The organism is Micromonospora sp. CA-244673 (assembly GCF_050948395.1).
Taxonomy (GTDB): Bacteria; Actinomycetota; Actinomycetes; order Mycobacteriales; family Micromonosporaceae; genus Micromonospora.
Window position 1 is genome coordinate 3893719 of sequence record NZ_CP192019.1, and the last position, 20361, is coordinate 3914079.

Genomic DNA, 20361 nt, shown 5'->3' on the forward strand with positions numbered 1-20361 from the left:
GACCCGTTACACCCCGCCCGGTTCGGGCCGCCGGATCCGGGTAGTGCGCCAGCATGCCCCAGCGATACGAGGAATACGACAGGATCGCCGTCGTCACCGGCGCGGACTCCGGCATCGGCAAGGCGTGCGCCGTGGCGCTCGCCGAGGCCGGCTTCGACATCGGCATCACCTGGTACGGCGATCCGGACGGCGCCGAACGCACCGCCGCCGAGGTGCGCGCCACCGGCCGCCGCTGCGAGGTGGCCGAGATGGACCTGACCCGGCTGCCCGAGGGGGCCGCGGTCGTCGACGAGCTCGCCGACCGGCTGGGCGGCCTCGGCGTGCTGGTCAACAACGCCGGCACCGGTCTGGCCACGCCGTTCGTCGACGTGGCGTGGGAGCAGTGGCGGGAGGTGCTCGCCGTGGACCTGGACGGGCCCTTCCTCTGCTCCCAACGCGCCGCCCGGCGGATGCGGTCGGCCGGGCGGGGCGGCCGGATCATCAGCATCACGAGCGTGCACGAGCACGCCCCGCGGGTCGGCTCGTCGGCGTACTGCGCGGCGAAGGGCGGGCTGGGGCTGCTCACCAAGGTGATGGCGCAGGAACTGGCGGCGGACGGGATCACCGTCAACGCGGTCGCCCCCGGCGAGATCGCCACCCCGATGACCGGGCAGGAGGACGTCGACCCGTTCACCCAGGAGCGACCGGGCGTGCCGGTGGGGCGGCCCGGGGACGCCCGGGAGGTGGCGGCCGTGGTGGCGTTGCTCGCCTCGCCGGCGGCCGCGTACGTGACGGGGGCGTCCTGGCCGGTGGACGGCGGGATGCTGATGATGGGTCCCCAGGCGTCGTCGCTGCCGGACGACGGATGGCGGTCGGTGTGAGGGTACGTGTCACAGCCGCCGGCGGCCGGGGCGAAACGGTGTAACACTTCGTGACGCTGTGCGTTCACACCGTCCACTTAGGGTTCTCGTCGGTCCGGTCGCACGACGGCCGGGCCGACGCCCGGCCCCCACCCCGGGGCCCCGACGGAAGGACGACACATGCCCTTCGCCCGACGTACCGCCACGCTGGCCCTGGCCGCCGCGCTCGGCGTCCTCGCCGCGACCGCCGCCCCCACGGCGGCCGGCGCGGCGCCCCGCCCCGGCCCCGAGACCCCGTCAGCGCTGCTGCTCACCGTCGACGCCGGCGGCGACGACGTCCGCGCCACCGTGCTGGTCTGCGGCCCCGCAGGCGGGCTGCACCCCGACCCGGCGACCGCGTGCCGGCTCGTCGCCCGGGTCGACGGCCACCTCGACGCGCTCGAGGTGCAGCCCGGCCCCTGCACCCGGGAGTACGCCCCGGTCACCGCCCGCGCCGTGGGCTTCTGGCAGGACCGGCCCGTCGCGTACACCCGGACCTTCGACAACCGGTGCCACCTGCTCCGCGGCACCGACGTGCTGTTCGACTTCTGAGCCGGAGGCCGGCGCCCGCCGCGCGCGGGCGCCGCGTCCCGGTCCGTCACACCGCCGTGCCCCGCCGGCCGGCCCCAACGGACCCGGGCGGAGAATGGCGGCGGGTGCGAGGGGCGTGCCCGACGGTGACGGGCGGGAGGCCGGGCGGCGTGTCCGAGGCGGTGGACCGGCAGGTGGCGGGCGGCGCCCGCGAGCTGCGCGCCGACTGCGCGCGCTGCGTCGGGATCTGCTGCGTCGCGCCCGCCTTCGCCGCCTCCGCCGACTTCGCGATCGACAAGCCCGCCGGGCGGCCCTGCCCGAACCTGGGCGCCGACTCCCGCTGCGGCATCCACCGGGACCTGCGGCAGCGCGGCTTCCCCGGCTGCACCGTCTTCGACTGCTTCGGCGCCGGGCAGCACGTCACCCAGGGCACCTTCGACGGCCGGGACTGGCGGGAGGACCCGGCGACCGCGCGGCGGATGTTCGAGACCTTCGCGGTGATGCGGCCGTTGCACGAGCTGCTCTGGTATCTGACCGAGGCCCTGGCGCTGACCCCGGCCGGGCCGCTGCGCGACGAGCTGGCCGCCGCCCTCGCCGAGACGGGACGGCTCACCGACGGCGCCCCGGAGGAGCTGCTCGCCGTCGACGTGGACGCCCAGCGGGAGCGGGTCAACCGGCTGCTGTCCCGGGCCGGCGAGCAGGCCCGGGCCGGCCGGGCCGGGGTGGACCGGCGGGGCGCCGTGCTGATCGGGGTGGACCTGCGGCGGGCGGGGCTGGCCGGCGCGAACCTGCGCGGGGCCTGCCTCATCGGCGCGGACCTGCGCGGCGCGGACCTCGGCGCCGCTGACCTGACCGGGGCGGACCTGCGCGGCGCGGACCTGCGCGGCGCCGACCTCGGCGACTGCCTGTTCGTGCACCAGTCCCAGCTCGACGCGGCCCGCGGCGACCACCGCACGGTCCTGCCGCGCGGCCTGCGCCGCCCGGCGCACTGGTCGCTGACGGTCACGCCGGCCGGCTCGCCCGGCGGCATCCGGTCGTCGTCCGGACGGCCGACGGGCGGACGGTCCGCTGGCCGACGCCGCCGCTGACCACACCACCCACCCTCAGACGGCCGGGGTTTCGCCGCGAGCGCGCCGGGTAGGCGGCGTCACCGCGCGACGGACGGGAGGCGGACCGGTGAAGCCCGAGACACGGCCAGTGAAATACGAGACACGGCAGAGCAGGCAGCCGGTCGACCCGGCGCACGCCGAGGACGAGGCCGGCCAGGCCCGGCTGATCCAGGTGGAGGCGGACACCGACGTGCCGGCACCCGAGCCGGGCGCGCCGAAACCGGACGAAGTGACCGAGGACGACGGTTCCGGCGTGGCCGGCGGGGCGTCGGGCAGCAGCTCCGGCGGCTCCTCGATGCCGACCCACCCGGACGCGGCCCGCTGAGCGTTTGCCCCCGGCCGGGGCGGGCAGGAGTGCCACATGACGAGTGAAGAGTCCTTCGGCCGCGCCAGCACCGACGAGCCCGACGGCGCGACCGCGTACGAGGCGTCGCTGCGACCGCCGGGCGAATCCCTGCACACCACCGACGACACCGGTGACGACTTCGCCGACCTGCCGGCCGAGGACCGCCGGTCGGCCCGGGAGGTCAGCCGGGCCGGCTACGACGTGGCCGAGGTCTCCGGCACCACCGACCCGGCGAACGAGCCGGAGGAGATCGAGGAGGGCCGCCCCGAGCGGTGAGAGGACGCCGCGGCGCGGTGTCAGGCTCGGCTGGACACCGCGGCGCGCGCCTCGGCCATCCCCCGGTTGGCCAGCGCGTCGGCCCGCTCGTTCTCCGGATGCCCGTTGTGGCCCTTCACCCAGAGCCAGGTCACGTCGTGCCGGGCGCAGGCCGCCTCCAGCCGCTGCCACAGGTCGGCGTTCTTCACCGGCTGCTTCGCCGCGGTCAGCCAGCCGTTGCGCTTCCAGGACGCGAGCCAGCCGGTGATGCCGTTACGCACGTACGTGCTGTCGGTGTGCAGCCGCACGGTGACCGGGCGGGTGAGGCTCTCCAGCGCCTGGATCGCGGCGGTCAGCTCCATCCGGTTGTTGGTGGTCGGGGTGGCCTCTCCGCCGCACAGCTCGCGCTCGTGCCCGCCCCACCGCAGCAGCACGCCCCAACCGCCGGGGCCCGGGTTGCCGCTGCACGCCCCGTCGGTCCAGATCTCCACGACCCCACCGGTCGCCGCCTCCGCCATGCCGGCAACCTACCCGGTACGCCCCGGCGCGGGACCACCCGACCCGCCGCCCGGCTGCCGGCCGGCGGCGGAAAACCGCACGACACCCGCGACGGTCTGGCAGGGTCGCTGATCATGGACGGACGCTGGGACGGCCTGCGGGCCGAGGTGCGCGAGGCAGTCGACGAGCTGGTCACCTCCGGGCGGGAGACCGGGGTGCAGGTGGCCGCGTACGTGGCCGGCGCGCCGATCGTCGAGGAGCAGGCCGGGCTCGCCGACAGCACCACGGGCCGGCCACTGACCGCCGACACCCCGGTGCACGCCGTCTCCACCGGCAAGGGGCTCACCGCCACCGTCGTGCACGTGCTCGCCGAGCGGGGCCGCCTCGACTACGACCTGCGCATCGCCGAGGTGTGGCCGGAGTTCGCCCGCCACGGCAAGGACGACATCACGCTGCGGCACGCCCTCACCCACACCGCCGGCCTGCCGGCCCTGCCCGCCGACATCACCCCGGCGGACTTCACCGACTGGGACCGGATGTGCGGGCTGCTCGCCGACGCCGAGCCCCGGTGGGCGCCCGGCGAGCGGCTGGCGTACCACGCCTGGACGTGGGGCTGGCTCGTCGGCGAGGTGGTCCGGCGGGTCACCGGCAAGCCGGTGTCGCAGGTGCTGGCCGAGGACGTGGCCGGGCCGCTCGGCGTGACCGGCGAGCTGTTCCTCGGCGTGCCGGAGACCGACCTGCCCCGGCTGGCCCGGCTGGAGGACGCCGGCCTGGCCGCCCTCATGACCTGGGCGGGCGCGAACCTGCCGAACTTCGACGCGGTGGCCCCGCCGCACGTCCGCCCGGACGCCACGACCGGCAGCCGCCCCGACGTGCTGCGCGCCGACGTGCCGGCGGTCGGCACCATGTCCGCCCGCGCGGTCGCCCGGATGTACGCGGCGCTGCTCGGCCCGGTCGACGGGGTGCGGCTCATCTCGCCGGACCGGCTCCGGGAGGTCTCCGCCGTGGCGGTCCGCGCCGAGGAGTGGGTGTTCGGGCAGGAGGCGACGTTCGGCCTCGGCTACGCGGTCGACGCCGACGGGTCGTTCGGCACGGCCGGCAGCGGCGGGAGCCTGGCGTTCGCGTACCCGGAGCTGGGCTTGACCGTGGCGGCGGTGCGCAACCGGCTCGGCGCCGGCGACGGCGACCCGATGGAGCGGCTGCGGGTCCTGGTCCGCGACCGGGTCGGCGCGGAACTCGGCCGCTGACCGCTGTCGACATCGGCGGTCGCCGTTCGTGTGAGGGGTGACGGGCCGGCACCGGGCCGGCCCAGCCCGAGGGAGCGGCATGCGGAAGATCATCGTCACCGAGAACGTCAGCCTGGACGGGGTGATGCAGGCCCCCGGACGTCCCGACGAGGACACCCGGGACGGCTTCACCCGGGGCGGCTGGGCGGTTCCCCACAACGACCCGGTCCTGGGGCGGAAGATGGGCGAGGGCATGGCCTCGACCGGGGCGCTGCTGCTGGGCCGCCGCACCTGGGCCGACTTCGCCGGCTACTGGCCCCGGCAGACCGGCAACCCGTTCACCCCCGTGCTCGACGCCCTGCCCAAGTACGTCGCCTCCACCACCCTCGACGAGCCGCTGCCCTGGGTGAACTCGCACCTGCTGAAGGGCGACGTGATCGAGGCGGTCCGGGAGCTGAAGGCGCAGCCCGGGCCGGACATCGCGGTGCTCGGCAGCGGCGCGCTGGTCCGGTCGCTGCGCCGGCACGGGCTGGTCGACGCGTACGTGCTGCTGGTCCATCCGGTGGTGCTGGGCGGGGGGCGGCGGCTGTTCGACCCCGGCGACGAGCCGGGCGCGCTGCGGCTGACCGACAGCGTCACCACCACCACGGGGGTGGTGATCGCCCGCTACGAACCGGCCTGACCGGCGGCGCGGGAGCCGGCCTCCGGCACGGGGGCGGGGGCCGGCCCGCGGCGCAGCCCGGCGCGCAGCCGGCCAGCCGCGTCGCCGAGCACCGCGCCGGTCATCGGCAGCAGCGGGCTGGACCGCATCACCGCCAGGTCCTCCGCCGGTGAGGTGACCCCGTCGAGGAAACGCAGCACCCGCTCCGGCGGGTTGCGGTCGAAGAGCCGCTCGAAGAACGCCACTCCGCCGACGTGCCCCCGGTCCAGGGCGCGCAGCGCCACCGCGTCCATCCACCGGTGCCGCCCCGGATAGGCGGGCGCCGGCACCGGCGGCCGGCCCGCCGCCAGGGCCCCGGCCACCTGCTCGGCCTGCCGGAGCATCGCCGAGAACGTGAACCCGGTGGACGGGCGGGTGGCCCCACCCGCCGTGCCGAGCCGGACCACCCGCGGCGAGGGGCGGGGCACGAAGGGGCCGTCGGTCATCGGGATCACGCCGTTCTCCACCTCCCGCACCCGCAGCCCGGACAGGTCCAGGCCGAGCAGGCCGGCGTACCCGCGCAGCGCCGCGTCGTAGCCGGCGTCGGTGAGCACGGCGGGGCCGAACTCGGTGTACTCGACCAGGGCGTACCGGTCGTCGACCGGCAGCACGTAGCCGAAGGAGACGCCCCGGGCCGGCTGCGGCGTGCGGAAGTCCATGAGCACGGCCCGGTCCGGGTCGAAGGTGGGCCGGTCGGCCGCCAGCCACCAGCCGCGGAAGTGCTGCAACCAGCTCGTCCGCCCGGGCCGGGCCGGCGGGCGGGGCCGTGAGTCGAGCACCCAGGCGGCCCGGACCAGCGGCCGCCCCTCCGGATCGTGGACCGTCACCCGGTGACCGTCGTCGGCCAGCACCCCGGCCGGCGCGCCGATCCGCACGGCGCCCAGCCGCCGCTCGGCCGCGGCAGCCCGGTCGTAGACCGGGGCGGAGCGCAGCATGGCGTACCTCAGCGGGGTGAGCGGCAGGACGCGGCGGCCCGCCGGCGTGACCACGTCGACCCGCGACCAGCTCGCGCTCAGCAGCGGGTCGAGGTCGCCGCCCGGAGCGCCCCAGAACGCCCAGGTCCGGTCCTGGCCGCGCTTGCGCACCGGATCGACCACGGCGACCCGCAGGCCGGTCAGGTCGTGCCGGTCCAGCGCGGCCAGCACCAGGGAGGCGGCGCCACCGCCGCCCACCAGCGCGACGTCGACCTCGACCGGGGTTGGGTGCACCCGCCCACGCTGCCACACGCCCTGGTGGGCCGCCCCCCGGGACCCGCCGTCCCCGGCCGCGCGCGGCGCGTAGATTCGTAGGGGATCATCGTAGGACGGGGGACGGCATGGCGCAGGCGCCGCTGCGGGTGGGGTTGCTGGGGTACGGGATCGCCGGGCGGGTGTTCCACGCCCCGCTGGTCGCCGCCACGCCCGGCCTACGGCTGGACGCGGTGGTGACCCGGGACCCGGAGCGCCGCGCGCAGGTCCACGCCGAACACCCGGACGCCCGGGTGCTCGACGGCGCCGACCAGCTCTGGCAGGGCGACACGGTCGACCTCGTCGTGGTGGCGACGCCGAATCGGCAGCACGTGTCGATGGCCCGGGCCGCCGTGGCGGCCGGGCTGCCGGTGGTGGTGGACAAGCCGCTCGCGCCGACCGCCGCCGAGGGGCGGGCGCTGGTCGCGGAGGCGGCCGCCGCCGGGGTGCCGCTGACCGTGTTCCAGAACCGCCGCTGGGACGGCGACTTCCTGACCGTGCGCCGGCTGGTCGAGGCCGGCGAACTGGGCCGGGTGACCCGCTTCGAGTCCCGGTTCGAGCGGTGGCGACCGGCGATCAAGCCCGGCTGGCGGGAGAGCGCCGCGCCCGGCGAGGCCGGCGGCGCCCTGTTCGACCTCGGCGCCCACCTGGTCGACCAGGCGGTGCAACTGTTCGGCCCGGTGCAGCGGGTCTACGCCGAGGTGGACCGGCGCCGGCCGGGCGCCGAGGTGGACGACGACGCGTTCGTCGCGCTCACCCACACCAACGGCGTCCACTCCCACCTGTGGATGAGCGCGCTGACCGCCCAGCTCGGCCCACGCTTCCGGGTGCTCGGCGACCGCGCCGCCTACACCACCTACGGACTGGACTCGCAGGAGGCCGCGCTGCGCGACGGCGGCCGTCCCGGCACGCCGGGCTGGGGCGAGGTCGACCCCGAGGCGTACGGCCGGCTCGGCGCCGACGGCGACCTGCGGGCGGTGCCCACCGAGGCCGGGCGCTACCAGGACTTCTACGCGCAGTTGGCGGCGGCGCTGCGGGACGGCGCGCCGCTGCCGGTGGACCCGGCGGACTCGGTCGGGGTCGTCGAGCTGATCGAGCTGGCGCACCAGGCCGCGGCGCAGGGCGTCACCCTCCCGGTGCCGCCGCTGCCCTGAGCCGGCCTGCCCGCTCAGGCGACGGCGGCCGGGGTGTCCCGGCCCTCCGGGGCCGGGTCGGCGTACGCGGCGGCCACCGTGGCCCGATCGAACACCCGCCAGGTCATGGCGATCACCGCGACGGCCACGGCGAGCCCCACCCAGTAGGGCGCGGTGATCCCGAACCGGTCGGCGACCACCCCGCCGAGCAGCGCGCCGACGCAGTTGCCGCCCGCCGCGATGAACAGGGTGGTGCTGCCCACCCGGCCCATCAGCGCGGGCGGGGTGAGCCGCTGGCGCAGCGAGTTGGCGACGATGTTCCACAACGCGCTGTGCACCCCGAAGGCGAACAGCGCCACCCCGACCACCGCGGCGCTGCGCGAGGCGGCCAGCGCCAGGTGCAGGCCCGCCTCGATCAGCAGGCCCACCCGGACCGTCCAGGTCGCGGTGATGGCGGCGATCAGCCGGTCGCCGACCGCCGACCCGAGCAGCCCGCCCACGGCCATGCAGGTGAACAGCGCGCCGTAGCCGACCGAGCCGAGGCCGAGCCGGTCGGTGGCGAGCAGCACCAGCACCGCGAGGGCGGCGGTCAGGGTCACGTTGAGCAGCCCGATGAGCAGCGTCATGGTGCGCAGCAGCCGCTGGGACAGCAGCCAGCGGAACCCCTCCGCCACCTCCGCGCGCACCGAGCGGCGCCCGCCCGCCCCCGGCGAGCTCCGGTACGACCCGGCGAGCAGGCCGACGAGGACGGCGCTGAGCGCGTACGTGCCGGCGTTCACGGCGAACGGGATGGCCGCGGCCACCACGAAGAGGAAACCACCGAGCGGCCCGGCCACCATGTTCTGCATGATCTGGGTGCCCCCGCCCAGCCAGCCGTTCGCCCGTTCCAGGCGGGACCGGGGCACCACGGCCGGCACGACCGCCTGGGCGGCGGTGCGGAACACCACCTCACCGGTGTTGACCACGAACAGCACCGCGTAGAGCAGCGGCACCCCGGCCCGGTCGGTGACCAGCGCGGCGGCCAGCACGGCCAGCACGGCGACGCGCACCCAGTCGATGACCACCATGAGCCGCCGCCGGTCCACCCGGTCCACCAGCACCCCGCCGGGCAGCGCGAACAGCAGCCACGGCAGCCAGGCCACCGCCGCGCCGGCCGACACGGTCATCGGATCGTCGGTCTGCGAGGCCACGTAGAGCGGGGCGGCCACCGTGGCCATCCCGCTGCCCAGCGCCGACATGGTGCTGGCCGTCCAGAGCCGGGCGAACCGCCCGTCCAGCCGATCCCCCGCGATCCCCGTCACGGCGAGGGAACCTACCAGCCCCCGGGGCGTCGCCCCGAGCGGTTTTCCCACGTCGCACCGCGGATGAGAAGATCAACCATGCCCGTCACGAACCCCTGGCTCGCCGGCCCCTCCCCCACCGCCCGCCTCGACCGCGACCGCCTGGAGGAGCGCATCCTCCAGCTGCTCTCCACGCAGAACATGTGCGTGCTGGCCACCACCGGCCCGAACGGCCCGCTCGCCACCCCGGTGCGCTACTTCCACCTGGACTTCACCCTGATGTTCACGGCGGTCGCCGACTCACCGAAGATGCGCAACCTCGCCGCCGACCCCCGCGTCTCGATCGGCGTCTTCGCGCCCCTGGTCGGCCAGGCCAGCAGCCGCGGCGCGCAGGTCTTCGGGCGGGCCCGGGTGCTGCACCCCGGCGAGCCGGACTTCGACCGGCACTGGCCGGCGTACCGGTGGCAGTCCGACCACGTGGAGCGGTCCCGGTCGCTGGACGAGCCGCCGGCCGGGCCGCTGGTCGTGGTGCCGGCCGAGCGGATCGTCTACACCGAACACTGGCTGCGCCGCGAGGGGTACGCGCCCCGCCAGTTCTGGCGGGCCGCCGACCCCCGCTGAGCCGCTGGACGCCGGCCGGGCACCACCCGTGGCGGATCTGCCATTCCCCGTACGCCTCGCAACCGGATGGATCACAGTGGTGGCGTGGTGGAGGAGGTGGCATGACGGGACTGCGTACCGACTTGTACGAGCTGCGGATGGCGGCCAGCTACCTGCGCCGGGACATGACGGAGCACGCCACGTTCAGCCTCTTCGTCCGCCGGCTGCCGCCCCGGCGCGGCTTCCTGGTCGCCGCCGGGCTGGCCGAGGCGCTGGCGTTCCTGGAGGGCTTCGCCTTCGACGACGCCGAGCTGGGCTACCTGCGCGACGTCGTCGGGTTCGACGGGCCGGACCTGACGGCGCTGGCCGGGCTGCGGTTCACCGGAGACGTGTGGGCCGTGCCGGAGGGTCGCGTGGTCTTCGCCGACGAGCCGCTGCTGGAGGTCACCGCGCCGATCGCGGAGGCGCAGCTGGTGGAGACGGGCGTGCTGAACCTGATCACGTTCCACACCACGGTGGCCACCAAGGCGGCCCGCTGCCGGCTCGCCGCCGGCGGCGCGCAGCTGATCGACTTCGCGTTCCGCCGTACCCACGGCATCGAGGCCGGCGCGGGGGTGGCACGGGCGTCGGCCATCGCCGGCTTCGCCGCGACCAGCGACGTCGAGGCCGCCATGCGGTACGGGATCGCCCCGTCCGGGACCATGGCGCACGCGTACGTGGAGGCGTTTCCCGACGAGCGGGCGGCGTTCCGTGCGTTCGCCGCCGACTTCCCCACGAACCCGATCTTCCTGGTCGACACCTACGACACGCCGGCGGGAGTCCGGGCCGCCGTCGACATCGTCACCGAGCTCGGGTTGCGCGGCCCGCTCGGCGTACGGCTCGACTCCGGCGACCTCGGGGCGCTGGCCCGGCAGGCTCGGGCGATCCTGGACGACGCCGGGCTGCGGCAGGCCAAGATCATCGCGAGCGGCAGCCTCGACGAGGACGTCATCGCGGGGCTCGTGGCGCAGGGCGCACCGATCGACGGATACGGCGTGGGCACGAAGATGGGCGTCTCGTACGACGCGCCGTCGCTGGACAGCGCCTACAAGCTGGTCGCCTACGGCGACCGGCCGGTGCTGAAGCTGTCCCCGGGCAAAGCCACGCTGCCCGCCGCCAAGCAGGTCTTCCGTGATCCGACCGGCGCGGCGGGGGACGTGGTGGGGTTGCGCGACGAGCCACCAGCGGGGGGCCGGGAGCCGCTGCTGGTGCCGGTCATGTGCGGTGGACGCCGACTTGACCCCGCCGACCCCGCCGACGCGGTTCGCGCCGCCCGTGGCCGCTTCGACGCCGATCTCGCCTGGCTACCGGAGCCGGCCCGCCGGCTGACCGATCCGGCGCCGCCGACCGCGACGGTCAGCCCGGCGCTGGCAGCGCTGCACGAGCGGGTGGCCGCGCGGCTCGGGCGCGGCCAGGGCTGACGGCCCATCGCGTTGACCGTCTAGGTGGAGCAGACCTGGGGACGCAGGGTGTCGTAGGTCCACTGTTCCCACCGCTCGGGTGACCAGCCGCGGTCGCGCACGAACAGCAGGAACAGCTCGGTGCTCAGGAGGGCGTACAGGAGATCGGCGACGGTCCCGGCCGAGACTCCCGCACGTGCTCCCGGCTTGGCGACCAGGGCTTCCGCGGCCGCGGAGTGCACCTGGAACCTGGGGTCCTCGCCGTGTGGCCAGAGCTGCGCGACCTCGGCATCGGTCGCGGCGGCCGTGGCGACCATCTTCGTGATCTCCGCGACCCGCTCGAGGACCTGTCGGGTGCCCCGGACGTGCGCCCTCAGCTGGTCGTGGGCGGTCGCCGCCGCCAGGGCCTCACGAAACCAGGGTCGGCTCATGGTGGCGACCGGCTCGTCGTCGCCCGCGATGGTCACGTCGACGAGTTCCTTCAGCAGCGACCTCTTGTTGCCGAAGACGAAGTAGAGCGTCTGCACGGCCACACCCGCACGCGCGGCGACCTCCTGCATGTTCGTCGCGCCGTAGCCCTGGTCGACGAACAGGTCACGGGCGGCGTCGAGGATGCCCCGACGGGTCTCCGCGGCCTTCTGGGTCCGCTTGTTCACTCGCTTGACTTCGGTCACCGCTATAGCGTACCTCTAGAAGTCGTTACTAGTGAGCGCTTCTAGCGAAAGGTTCCAGAGATGTCCGTTGTCACGTTGACCCGGTTCAGAATCGATCCCGCCGACGCGGCGGAGTTGCGCCTCAGGCACGCCGCCCTGGTCTCCGCCATCAGGTCGGCGGCGCCCGGACTGGCCGAGGCGCGGCTCGGCAAGCTCGACGACGAGACCTGGATCGGGATCTGGCGGTGGGAGTCCGCGGAAGGGCTCCGAGCGGCCCGCGAGATCGCGCCGGCCCGGCCCGAGTCGACCGCCGCGTTCTCGCTGGCCCGGGACGTCACCGTCGAGCAGATGGAGATCGTCGATGAGGGGTGACCTGTCCCCGCCGGCGGTCGGCGTAGGGACCGAACCCGCGATCGAGGTCACCGGCCTGGTCAAGACCTTCGGCACCGCCCGCGCCGTCGACGGCGTCGACCTCGTCGTGCCCACCGGCGGCGTGTTCGGCTTCCTCGGCCCGAACGGTGCCGGCAAGACCACGACGATCCGGATACTGGCCACCCTGCTGCCACCGGACGGCGGTGCCGCACGGGTGCTCGGCCACGACGTCGTCCGGGAGGCCGACCGCGTACGCGAACGGATCAGCCTGACCGGTCAGTTCGCCTCGATCGACGAGGAGCTGACGGGATCCGAGACTCTCGTGATCCTCGCCCGGCTGCTCGGCTTCGACCGGACCCGGGCCGCGGGCCGCGCCGACGAGCTGCTGGACGCCTTCGGCCTCGCCGAGGCGGGCGGCCGAACCGTCAAGACGTACTCGGGAGGCATGCGACGGCGGCTCGACATCGCCGCGAGCGTCATCGTCACCCCGGACCTGCTGTTCCTCGACGAACCGACCACGGGCCTGGATCCGCGCAGCCGTAACCAGGTGTGGGACACCATTCGGGCCCTCACCGGCGAGGGCACCACGGTGCTGCTCACCACGCAGTACCTCGACGAGGCCGACCAGCTCGCCGACCGGCTGGCCGTCATCGACCACGGCCGGATCATCGCCGAGGGCACACCCGCCCAGCTCAAGGCCTCGGTGGGGGCGGGAACCGTCCAGGTCCGCGTCTCCGACCCGGCACGCCGGCTCGATGCCGGACGGCTTCTCGCCGAAGCCCTCGGCACCACCGTCCAGACCGGATCCGACGGCGACACGCTCTCCGCGCGGGTCGACGACCCCGGCCGCGCCTCGCTCGCCTTCGCCGGCCTGGCCCGCGCCGGCATCGACGTCACCACGTTCGCACTCGGCCACCCCAGCCTCGACGAGGTCTTCCTCGCCCTCACCGGGCGACCCGCGCGGGCCGCCACCGACGCTCACCGGGAGCAGGCACCATGACCACGGAATCGACCACCCATCATGCGCCGGGCTGGATCGACCCGGCCCTGCGCGACGCCCTGTCGACCCGCCCACGGCCGCCGCGGGCGAGCGCCCTGTCCGCGTCGGTGACGTTCGCCCACCGGGCCCTACTGAAGATCAAGCACGTTCCGGAACAGCTCGCGGACGCGATCATGATCCCGGTCCTGTTCACGGTCATGTTCACCTATCTGTTCGGCGGAGCCGTGGTCGGCTCGGCCCGCGCGTACCTCCAGTTCCTCCTTCCCGGCACCATGGTCTTCGCCGTGCTGCTCATCACCGTGTACGCGGGTGTGAACCTGAAGACCGACATCACCAGTGGCGTCATCGACCGTTTCCGGTCGATGCCGGTCTGGCGTCCGGCTCTGATCGTGGGCGGCCTGATCAGCGACGCCGCCCGCAACCTGCTCGCCGCGGGACTGGTCGTCGGCCTGGGACTGGCCATGGGTTTCCGGCCCGACGGCGGCGTCACCGGGGTGCTGCTGGCGATCGCCCTCGTCCTCGCGTTCGCCTTCGGCCTGTCCTGGGTCTGGGCGACGCTCGGGCTCATCCTGCGCACACCGAGCGCCATCAGCGCGGTGAGCTTCCTCGTCCAGTTCCCCCTCACCTTCGCCAGCAACGTCTTCGTCGACCCGCGGACCATGCCCGGCTGGCTGCGGGCGTTCGTCGAGGTCAATCCGGTCAGCCTGCTCGTGGACGCGGTACGCGGCCTCATGCACGGCACGGCACAGGCGGGTCAGGTCAGCGGGGTCCTCATCGCCTCCGGCCTGCTCGTGGCGGTCTTCGGGCCGCTGACCATGCGCCTGTACCGCACCCGGACCTGATGTCACTCGACATTCGAGGCGGCCGGCGCCGGCGACCTCGATCGATGCGAGGCCACACACCCCCTAAGGCATCCTAGGAGGCTGCCCTCCCCATCGCGGCGGCGGTCGCTGGACAGGCAGCTCGGAGGCTGCCTATGATCGCCACAGGCAGCCCAACGGTTGCCTGTGGCGATCAGGAGGACGGGTGGACGACGTGTTCCGGGCGCTGGCCGACGCGAGCCGCCGCCGGCTGCTCGACCGCCTCAACCTCCGCAACGGCCAGAGCCTGCGCGAGCTGTGCGCCGGCCTCGACATGACCCGACAGTCGGTGAGCAAGCACCTGGCGGTGCTGGAGGCGGCCGGCCTCGTCACCACCACGCGGCGCGGGCGGGAGAAGCTGCACCACCTCAACGCCGCCCCGATCAACGCCGTCGCCGACCGGTGGATCGGCCGGTACGACCGGGCCCGGGCGCAGGCCCTCGCCGACCTGCAGACAGCATTGGAGGGGCAGCCCATGGGGAGCCCGACGTTCGTCTACACCACCTACATCCGCACCACCCCGGAGCGGCTCTGGACGGCGCTCACCGCGCCCGAGTTCACCCGCCGCTACTGGGGCGGCGTCACCCTGGTCTCCGACTGGCGGCCCGGCTCGCCGCTGCTCTGGCAGGACTCCCCCGACGCCGAGCCCCGGGACCTCGGGCAGCGGGTGCTGGAGGCCGAACCCTACCGGCGGCTGGCGTACACCTGGCACGGCTTCCAGGCCGAGCACGCCGCGCACTTCGGCTGGTCGGACGAGGAGTTGGCGGCCCGGCTCGGCGAGCGCCGCTCCAAGGTCGCCTTCGACCTCGCCCCGCAGGGCGAGACGGTCCGGCTGACCGTGACCCACGACGACTTCTCCCCGGACAGCGAGATGCACCGGGCGGTCAGCGGCCAACTGGACGGCAGCGGCGGCTGGCCGGAGCTGCTGGCCAGCCTCAAGAGCCTCCTGGAGACCGGCGCGCCGCTGCCGGAGCCGGTGGCCGCCGACTGAGCGCCGGCCGGACCGCCGGGCCGGAGCCGCCCGCCCCCGGTGGCGGCGGGCGCCGATCGGGCCGGCCGGGCCGGAGCCGCCCACCCCCGTGGCGGCGGCCCCGGCGTGGCAGCCTCAGCGGCGGGCGGTGCGCCGCAGCAGCGGCACGAGCACGGCGGCGGCCACCAGGTGCAGGGCGACCAGGGTCAGGGTCGCCGCCGCGCCGACTCCCCCGCCCAGCGGGCCGAGCAGCGACAGCAGCAGCACCAGCGCGGCCGCGCCCGTCCAGACGGCCCGCGCCCGGGCGGTGAACCGCTCCAGCAGGGCCAGCAGCGCCCACCCCGCCAGGCCGGCGAGCAGGGTGCTGGCCCCGACCGCGACGGCGGTCACGTCCTGCTCCGTCCCGCCGTTGCGCACGGCCAGGTCCACCCCCGCCACGGGGACGGCGGCGACCCACACCGCGAGGGTGGCCGCCGTGGTGGCGAGCACCGCGAGGGAGCGGTCGCGGCGGCGGGTCGGGCGGGCGGCGACGACGGCGGGGGTGGTCGTGGTGTCCATCGGTGCGTACCTCCATGAGCGGGGATCGGTCACCAGGGACGCTAGGCCCGCACCGGGGGCCGGCGGATCGCGCCGCGGACCGGTTCGCCCCTCCGTCCCGGGGACCAGGTCCGGCTCGGATCTCCGTCTGGCGACCGATGATCCCGAGCGGGTACGCGGCCTAGCATCCGGGACGTGAACTGCCGGCCCCACTCCCGTTTCTTGCTGCTGCTCGACAGCGGCATCGCCACCCTGATGCTCGCCGTCGCCCTGACCGTCGTGCTCGCCCCGGGCACCCCGCCGGACTCGGCGTCCCGGACCGCCGCCGCGGTCGGCCTCGCCGTCGTGCAGGCCAGCTGTCTGCTGTGGATCCGCCGACGGCCGGGGTACGCGCTCGCGGTGGCCGCCCTGGCCGGCGTCGGGCTGGAGGTGCTCTGCCCCCCGCTCGGCTGGCTCGGCCTCGTCAACGTGCCGCTGGCGTACGTGGCCCGGCTCCGCCCGCCCCGCTTCTCGCTGGTCGCGCTGGGGCTGCTGCTGCTGCCGACACCGTGGGAGCTGGTCACCGGGGGCTGGCGCGACCTGCTGTTCGCGGTGACCGCGCTGGGTCTCGGCTGGACCCTCGGCGAGCTGCAGCGGGGGCACTTCCACCGCCGGCGCGACCGGCAGCGGGAGGTGCTCGCCCGGGAGCGGGAGCGGATCTCGCGCGAGCTGCACGACGTGGTGGCCCACCACGTGGCGGTCATCGCCGTGCAGGCCGCCGCCGCCGAGGACGTCTTCGACGCGCACCCGGAGCGGGCCCGCGCCGCGCTCGGCGCGATCAACACCGCGGCCCGGTCCGCGCTCACCGAGCTGCGGGCGATCCTGCACGCGCTGGCCGCCGACGACGGCGCGGATCCGGACGGGCCGCAGCCGGGGCTGGCACAACTCGACGCCCTCGCCGACGCCGTCCGGGCGGTGGGCCTGGAGGTGACGATGGACCGGGACGCCGGCGCCGAGGACCTGCCCGGCGGGGTGCAGCTGTCGGCGTACCGGATCGTGCAGGAGTCGCTGACCAACGCCCTCCGGCACAGCCACGCCACCCGCGCGGACGTCAGCGTCCGCTACGGCGACGGTGTGCTGAGCCTGGCGGTGGTCGACGACGGCACGGCGCCGCCGCGCCGACCCGGCGCGGGTGGTGGGCGGGGCATCGTGGGCATGCGCGAGCGGGCCCGGCTGCTGGGCGGCACGCTGGAGGCCGGTCCGCTGCCCGCCGGCGGGTTCCGCGTCGCGGCCCGGCTGCCGGTGGGGGTTGGCCAGTGAGCGCGAGGAGTGAGCCGGGTCTGCGAGCCCCGCAGTCGCGAACCGAGGTGGCGCAGTGAGCGTTCGTGTGGTGATCGCCGATGACCAGGAGCTGATCCGCGCCGGGCTCGCCATGGTCATCGACGCCCGGCCCGACCTGACCGTGGTCGGCGAGGCGGCCGACGGGGTCGAGGCCGTGGCGGTGGCGAACCGGACCCGGCCCGACGTGGTGCTCATGGACGTGCGGATGCCGCGGCAGGACGGCATCGCCGCCACCCGGGAGCTGGTGTCCGGCGGCAACCCGGCGCGGGTGGTCATGCTGACCACCTTCGACCTCGACGAGCACGTGTACGCGGCGCTGCGCGCCGGCGCCAGCGCGTTCCTGCTCAAGGACACCCGCCCGGCCGACCTGGCCGAGGCGGTGCGGGTGGTGGCCCGGGGCGAGGCGCTGCTGGCGCCGACGGTGACCCGCCGGCTGCTCGACCGGTTCGCCGACCGGCTGCCCGGCGCGCCCGCCGACCGGGGGCGGCTCGCCGCGCTCACCGCCCGCGAGGTGGAGGTGCTGACGCTCGCCGCGCGCGCACTGTCCAATGCGGAGATCGCCGAACGGTTGTTCCTGAGCACCGCCACGGTGAAGACGCACGTCTCCGCCATCCTCACCAAACTCGGTCTGCGCGACCGGATCCAGGCGGTGGTCTTCGCCTACGACGTGGGCCTGGTCCGCCCGGAGCCGCCGAGCCACCGCTGACGCCGTCCCGGGCCGGGCGGAGCGGCGCAGTCGGGGTCGAACCGGACAGACGCGCCGGCACCGTCGGGACGGGACGTTTCCACGTGGGCCGGGACGGGTCGCGTGGCCCGGTTGCCCGCCCTGTGCGGGCATGTCCGTCGCAGCCGGGACCGACCGGGAACACGTGACGGCAACGAAGATTTCTCAATTACGCCTAGTGACCGCCGCAACCCTCCTAGTGTTGGCCACACCGGTGCTAGTCACGGAGTTGGCCACCCGAACGGCGTCCCACGCAGACAGCGGACGAAAAGTGAGGGAAGACGCGGATGAAGGCAAAGACAGTTCTCGGATCGGCGGCGGTCGGCGTGGGCCTCGGCACACTCCTGCTCCCGGCCGCCGCCCTCGCGGACACCACCGTCTCACCGGCCACCACCCCGGTCGGCGGGACCGTCGTGCTCACCACGACGTCGTGCAACCCGAAGGCGGGCGACGCGCTCTTCCGCGTCACCGGCCCGAACCGGGACCAGAACGTCAGATCCACGACCGCCGCGGCGGGCGGCGGGCTGAGCGCCGAACTCTTCACCGCCGGGTTCACGCTCGGCACGTACACGGTCACGGCCACCTGCGGCGACGGCAGCAACGGCGGCACGGCCAGCTTCACGGTCACCCCGATCGGCGGCGCGCAGGCCGGCGCCGGTGGCCGGGACGGCGACACCGGCGTGCTGGTCGCGGGCGGCGCGCTGGCCGCCGCGGCGGTCGCCGGGGGGACGTACGTGATGGTGCGCCGCCGCCGGCGCGCGACCGCCGTGTCCTGACGGCCCGCCACACCATCCCTGAACGGGTGCCCGCGCCGGTCCGACCGGCGCGGGCGCCGCGTCCACGACGGACGGAGGTGGGACCCTGTCGTCGCAGCGCCACCCCGCGGACGGACGGTCGAGAGCCCGCACCGCCGTCATCGTCGCCGCGGTCACCCTCGCGGGCGCCACCGGCGCCGGACTGGTCGCCGCCGGCCTCGGCACCACCGCGAACCCGCCGCCCCAGCCGGGCGCCTCGGCCGCGCCGACCGCCGAGCCCTCCGGCGCGGCCGGCCCGGTGCTCCCCCGCGCGAAGCCGGTCCGCGTCACCATTCCCCGGATCGGCGTCGACGCCGACATCGTCCCGGTCGCCACCGACGCCAACGGCGCGCTGGAGGTGCCGCCCCTGGACCATCCGGAGATCGCCGGCTGGTACCGCCGCGGCCCCACCCCGGGCGAGGCCGGCAACGCGGTGCTGGTCGGGCACGTCGACTCGCTGCGCGGCCCCGCGGTCTTCTTCGACCTCGGCCGGCTGCGCCCCGGCGACACCGTCGAGGTCACCCGGGCCGACGGCCGCGTCGCGGTGTTCACCGTGGACGGCGTGGGGGCGTACCCGAAGGAGCACTTCCCCACCGAGCGGGTGTACGGCGGCGGCGCCGAGGCGCGGCTCCGGCTCATCACCTGCGGGGGCCGGTTCGACCCGCGCACCGGCAGCTACCCGGACAACATCGTCGTCTTCGCGACCGCCGCCCGCTGACGCGGGCCGGACACCACCGCGCCGGGGCAGGCCGTACGGTAGGCCGTCAGTTCCTCGGCGGCGGAGGTGCGCGGTGGGCCGGTCGGCGACACGGACCCGGGGGGGCGGGTGGCTGCTGCCCGGCCTCCTGACCCGCCTGCTCGGGCGCGCCGACGAGGTGGCTGGGCCCGCGCCGCGCCGGGCCAATCCGGACGCCGTGGTGGACTGCGCGGTCTACGTGGCCGGCCGGCGGGAGCCGGGCCGGCCGCACTACGCCGACGCGTACGACCGGGCCCGCCGCACCCGTCGGGCGTACGTCTGGCTCGGGCTGCACGAGCCGGGCGCGGCCGTGATGGCCGCGGTCGGGCGGACCTTCGGGCTGGACGAGCTGGCCGTGGCGCAGGCCCTGGCCGACGGGCACCGCCCCACCGTCCAGCGGCACGGCGACGTGACGCTGCTGGTGCTGCGCACGGCGGGCTATGTGGAGCACACCGAGCTGACCGCCACCTCCGAGGTGATCGACACCGGCGACGTGATGGTGTTCCTCGGCGACCGGTTCGCGCTCACCGTCCGGCACGGCGCCACGGGCGCGCTGACCCCGGTGCGGGAGGACGTGCAGCGCCGGCCGGGCCTGCTGGCCGAGGGGCCGTGGGCGGTGGCGTACGCGGTCTGCGCCCGGATGGTCGACCTCTACCTGGAGGTCGCCGGGCACCTGGAGCGGGACCTGGAACGCGTCGAGGAGAGCGTCTTCGCCCGCGACCGGGACGCCGACATCCAGCACATCTACCAGCTCAAGCGGGAGGTGGTGGAGTTCAAGCGGGCGGTGCTGCCGTTGCAGGCGCCGCTGCGCGTGCTGCTGGAGCAGCGGGGCGAGGGCCCGCCGCCGGGGCTGCAGCGCTGGTTCGCCGACGTGGAGAGCCGGCTGACCCGGGCGGTGGACCGGATCGGCTCGTACGACGACCTGCTCAACTCGATCCTCCAGTCGCGGCTGGCGCAACTCGCCGTCGAGCAGAACAACGACATGCGCAAGATCGCGGCCTGGGCGGCGATCGCCGCGACGCAGACCGCGGTGGCCGGCGTCTACGGGATGAACTTCGCGCACATGCCGGAGCTGGGCTGGCGCTACGGCTACGCGGGGGCGCTGCTGCTGATGGCGACGGCCGCGGTCACCCTGCACCGGCTGTTCCGGCGCTCCGGCTGGCTCTGAGGCGGG

24 protein-coding genes are annotated in these 20361 nt (G+C 75.4%); 19 read left to right on the forward strand and 5 right to left on the reverse strand.

All coding sequences use genetic code 11. The features are described from left to right. The first annotated feature begins 53 nt into the window (after positions 1–53). The 5 genes from ACQP12_RS18195 to ACQP12_RS18215 all read left to right on the forward strand — a co-directional run bounded on the left by ACQP12_RS18195 (position 54) and on the right by ACQP12_RS18215 (position 3140). Positions 54–860 (forward strand): SDR family oxidoreductase, encoded by an 807-nt coding sequence (locus ACQP12_RS18195; protein ID WP_357947200.1) that lies wholly within the window; start codon positions 54–56, stop codon positions 858–860. Between the two features lie 159 nt (positions 861–1019). After that, positions 1020–1430, forward strand: coding sequence for an SSI family serine proteinase inhibitor (locus tag ACQP12_RS18200; RefSeq protein WP_433280376.1), 411 nt, complete (start codon positions 1020–1022; stop codon positions 1428–1430). A gap of 149 nt (positions 1431–1579) precedes the next feature. Next, the gene (locus tag ACQP12_RS18205) at positions 1580–2497 is read left to right on the forward strand and encodes a pentapeptide repeat-containing protein (protein WP_433280378.1); all 918 of its coding nucleotides are present in this window, start codon (positions 1580–1582) and stop codon (positions 2495–2497) included. Positions 2498–2606: 109 nt separating this feature from the next. Continuing rightward, entirely contained in the window at positions 2607–2843 is a 237-nt protein-coding gene (locus ACQP12_RS18210; RefSeq protein ID WP_433280380.1) for a preprotein translocase YidC, read from the forward strand. A gap of 36 nt (positions 2844–2879) precedes the next feature. Further along, a complete protein-coding gene (locus ACQP12_RS18215) occupies positions 2880–3140 on the forward strand; it encodes a hypothetical protein (protein WP_357947191.1) in 261 nt (86 codons plus the stop codon). Between the two features lie 20 nt (positions 3141–3160). On the opposite strand, the gene rnhA is transcribed toward ACQP12_RS18215, so the two are convergent. Then, positions 3161–3637, reverse strand: a complete 477-nt coding sequence (rnhA, locus tag ACQP12_RS18220; protein ID WP_433280382.1) for a ribonuclease HI — start codon at positions 3635–3637, stop codon at positions 3161–3163. A 114-nt stretch (positions 3638–3751) separates the two neighbouring features. On the opposite strand from rnhA, the gene ACQP12_RS18225 reads away from it, so the two are divergent. Together ACQP12_RS18225 and ACQP12_RS18230 are read left to right on the forward strand one after the other, a co-directional pair. Further along, on the forward strand, positions 3752–4864 hold the full coding sequence (locus ACQP12_RS18225; RefSeq protein ID WP_433280384.1) for a serine hydrolase domain-containing protein: 1113 nt from the start codon (positions 3752–3754) through the stop codon (positions 4862–4864). Between the two features lie 79 nt (positions 4865–4943). Continuing rightward, a complete protein-coding gene (locus tag ACQP12_RS18230; protein ID WP_433280386.1) occupies positions 4944–5525 on the forward strand; it encodes a dihydrofolate reductase family protein in 582 nt (193 codons plus the stop codon). Here ACQP12_RS18230 and ACQP12_RS18235 read toward each other — a convergent pair. Then, positions 5510–6769, reverse strand: coding sequence for a lycopene cyclase family protein (locus tag ACQP12_RS18235; RefSeq protein WP_433280388.1), 1260 nt, complete (start codon positions 6767–6769; stop codon positions 5510–5512). The two genes, ACQP12_RS18230 and ACQP12_RS18235, sit on opposite strands and share 16 nt — an antisense overlap. Before the next feature lie 89 nt (positions 6770–6858). On the opposite strand from ACQP12_RS18235, the gene ACQP12_RS18240 reads away from it, so the two are divergent. After that, entirely contained in the window at positions 6859–7923 is a 1065-nt protein-coding gene (locus ACQP12_RS18240; RefSeq protein ID WP_433280389.1) for a Gfo/Idh/MocA family protein, read from the forward strand. A 14-nt stretch (positions 7924–7937) separates the two neighbouring features. Here the strand turns inward: ACQP12_RS18240 and ACQP12_RS18245 are convergent, their stop codons facing one another. After that, the gene (locus ACQP12_RS18245; protein ID WP_433280391.1) at positions 7938–9203 is read right to left on the reverse strand and encodes an MFS transporter; all 1266 of its coding nucleotides are present in this window, start codon (positions 9201–9203) and stop codon (positions 7938–7940) included. A 78-nt stretch (positions 9204–9281) separates the two neighbouring features. On the opposite strand from ACQP12_RS18245, the gene ACQP12_RS18250 reads away from it, so the two are divergent. Next, entirely contained in the window at positions 9282–9803 is a 522-nt protein-coding gene (locus ACQP12_RS18250; protein ID WP_357947161.1) for a pyridoxamine 5'-phosphate oxidase family protein, read from the forward strand. Between the two features lie 101 nt (positions 9804–9904). After that, positions 9905–11242 (forward strand): nicotinate phosphoribosyltransferase, encoded by a 1338-nt coding sequence (locus ACQP12_RS18255; RefSeq protein WP_433280393.1) that lies wholly within the window; start codon positions 9905–9907, stop codon positions 11240–11242. A gap of 20 nt (positions 11243–11262) precedes the next feature. On the opposite strand, the gene ACQP12_RS18260 is transcribed toward ACQP12_RS18255, so the two are convergent. Further along, a complete protein-coding gene (locus ACQP12_RS18260; RefSeq protein ID WP_433280395.1) occupies positions 11263–11895 on the reverse strand; it encodes a TetR/AcrR family transcriptional regulator in 633 nt (210 codons plus the stop codon). 60 nt (positions 11896–11955) lie between these two features. Between ACQP12_RS18260 and ACQP12_RS18265 the strand changes: the two genes are divergently transcribed. The 4 genes from ACQP12_RS18265 to ACQP12_RS18280 all read left to right on the forward strand — a co-directional run bounded on the left by ACQP12_RS18265 (position 11956) and on the right by ACQP12_RS18280 (position 15097). After that, complete coding sequence (locus ACQP12_RS18265) at positions 11956–12246, forward strand: antibiotic biosynthesis monooxygenase (RefSeq protein WP_433280397.1); 291 nt, start codon at positions 11956–11958, stop codon at positions 12244–12246. Beyond that, positions 12236–13246, forward strand: coding sequence for an ATP-binding cassette domain-containing protein (locus ACQP12_RS18270; protein ID WP_433280399.1), 1011 nt, complete (start codon positions 12236–12238; stop codon positions 13244–13246). The genes ACQP12_RS18265 and ACQP12_RS18270 overlap by 11 nt, the downstream gene beginning before the upstream one ends. After that, entirely contained in the window at positions 13243–14088 is an 846-nt protein-coding gene (locus ACQP12_RS18275; RefSeq protein ID WP_433280401.1) for an ABC transporter permease, read from the forward strand. Before ACQP12_RS18270 ends, ACQP12_RS18275 begins: the two co-directional genes overlap by 4 nt. 184 nt (positions 14089–14272) lie before the next feature. Continuing rightward, positions 14273–15097, forward strand: a complete 825-nt coding sequence (locus tag ACQP12_RS18280; protein WP_433280403.1) for an ArsR/SmtB family transcription factor — start codon at positions 14273–14275, stop codon at positions 15095–15097. 114 nt (positions 15098–15211) lie between these two features. On the opposite strand, the gene ACQP12_RS18285 is transcribed toward ACQP12_RS18280, so the two are convergent. Next, positions 15212–15634: a DUF6069 family protein gene (locus ACQP12_RS18285; protein ID WP_433280405.1), complete on the reverse strand. Its 423-nt coding sequence runs from the start codon at positions 15632–15634 to the stop codon at positions 15212–15214. A gap of 174 nt (positions 15635–15808) precedes the next feature. Between ACQP12_RS18285 and ACQP12_RS18290 the strand changes: the two genes are divergently transcribed. The 5 genes from ACQP12_RS18290 (at position 15809) to ACQP12_RS18310 (ending at position 20355) form a co-directional block, all read left to right on the forward strand. Next, positions 15809–16912: a sensor histidine kinase gene (locus ACQP12_RS18290; RefSeq protein WP_433280407.1), complete on the forward strand. Its 1104-nt coding sequence runs from the start codon at positions 15809–15811 to the stop codon at positions 16910–16912. Positions 16913–16967: 55 nt separating this feature from the next. Further along, positions 16968–17639, forward strand: a complete 672-nt coding sequence (locus ACQP12_RS18295; protein WP_357947137.1) for a response regulator transcription factor — start codon at positions 16968–16970, stop codon at positions 17637–17639. Positions 17640–17944: 305 nt separating this feature from the next. After that, a complete protein-coding gene (locus ACQP12_RS18300; RefSeq protein WP_357947134.1) occupies positions 17945–18433 on the forward strand; it encodes a hypothetical protein in 489 nt (162 codons plus the stop codon). An 85-nt stretch (positions 18434–18518) separates the two neighbouring features. Continuing rightward, on the forward strand, positions 18519–19169 hold the full coding sequence (locus tag ACQP12_RS18305; protein WP_433289324.1) for a class F sortase: 651 nt from the start codon (positions 18519–18521) through the stop codon (positions 19167–19169). Between the two features lie 73 nt (positions 19170–19242). After that, on the forward strand, positions 19243–20355 hold the full coding sequence (locus ACQP12_RS18310; RefSeq protein WP_433280410.1) for a magnesium and cobalt transport protein CorA: 1113 nt from the start codon (positions 19243–19245) through the stop codon (positions 20353–20355). The last annotated feature ends 6 nt before the right edge of the window (positions 20356–20361 follow it).

Bases quoted from the DNA above. Each gene is read 5' to 3' on its own strand.
- ACQP12_RS18285 (WP_433280405.1), bottom strand. From the start codon at position 15,634: ATGGACACCACGACCACCCCCGCCGTCGTCGCCGCCCGCCCGACCCGC.
- ACQP12_RS18195 (WP_357947200.1), top strand. From the start codon at position 54: ATGCCCCAGCGATACGAGGAATACGACAGGATCGCCGTCGTCACCGGC.
- ACQP12_RS18240 (WP_433280389.1), top strand. From the start codon at position 6,859: ATGGCGCAGGCGCCGCTGCGGGTGGGGTTGCTGGGGTACGGGATCGCC.
- ACQP12_RS18275 (WP_433280401.1), top strand. From the start codon at position 13,243: ATGACCACGGAATCGACCACCCATCATGCGCCGGGCTGGATCGACCCG.
- ACQP12_RS18230 (WP_433280386.1), top strand. From the start codon at position 4,944: ATGCGGAAGATCATCGTCACCGAGAACGTCAGCCTGGACGGGGTGATG.
- ACQP12_RS18215 (WP_357947191.1), top strand. From the start codon at position 2,880: ATGACGAGTGAAGAGTCCTTCGGCCGCGCCAGCACCGACGAGCCCGAC.
- ACQP12_RS18250 (WP_357947161.1), top strand. From the start codon at position 9,282: ATGCCCGTCACGAACCCCTGGCTCGCCGGCCCCTCCCCCACCGCCCGC.
- ACQP12_RS18200 (WP_433280376.1), top strand. From the start codon at position 1,020: ATGCCCTTCGCCCGACGTACCGCCACGCTGGCCCTGGCCGCCGCGCTC.
- ACQP12_RS18225 (WP_433280384.1), top strand. From the start codon at position 3,752: ATGGACGGACGCTGGGACGGCCTGCGGGCCGAGGTGCGCGAGGCAGTC.
- ACQP12_RS18265 (WP_433280397.1), top strand. From the start codon at position 11,956: ATGTCCGTTGTCACGTTGACCCGGTTCAGAATCGATCCCGCCGACGCG.
- ACQP12_RS18255 (WP_433280393.1), top strand. From the start codon at position 9,905: ATGACGGGACTGCGTACCGACTTGTACGAGCTGCGGATGGCGGCCAGC.
- rnhA (WP_433280382.1), bottom strand. From the start codon at position 3,637: ATGGCGGAGGCGGCGACCGGTGGGGTCGTGGAGATCTGGACCGACGGG.
- ACQP12_RS18270 (WP_433280399.1), top strand. From the start codon at position 12,236: ATGAGGGGTGACCTGTCCCCGCCGGCGGTCGGCGTAGGGACCGAACCC.
- ACQP12_RS18300 (WP_357947134.1), top strand. From the start codon at position 17,945: ATGAAGGCAAAGACAGTTCTCGGATCGGCGGCGGTCGGCGTGGGCCTC.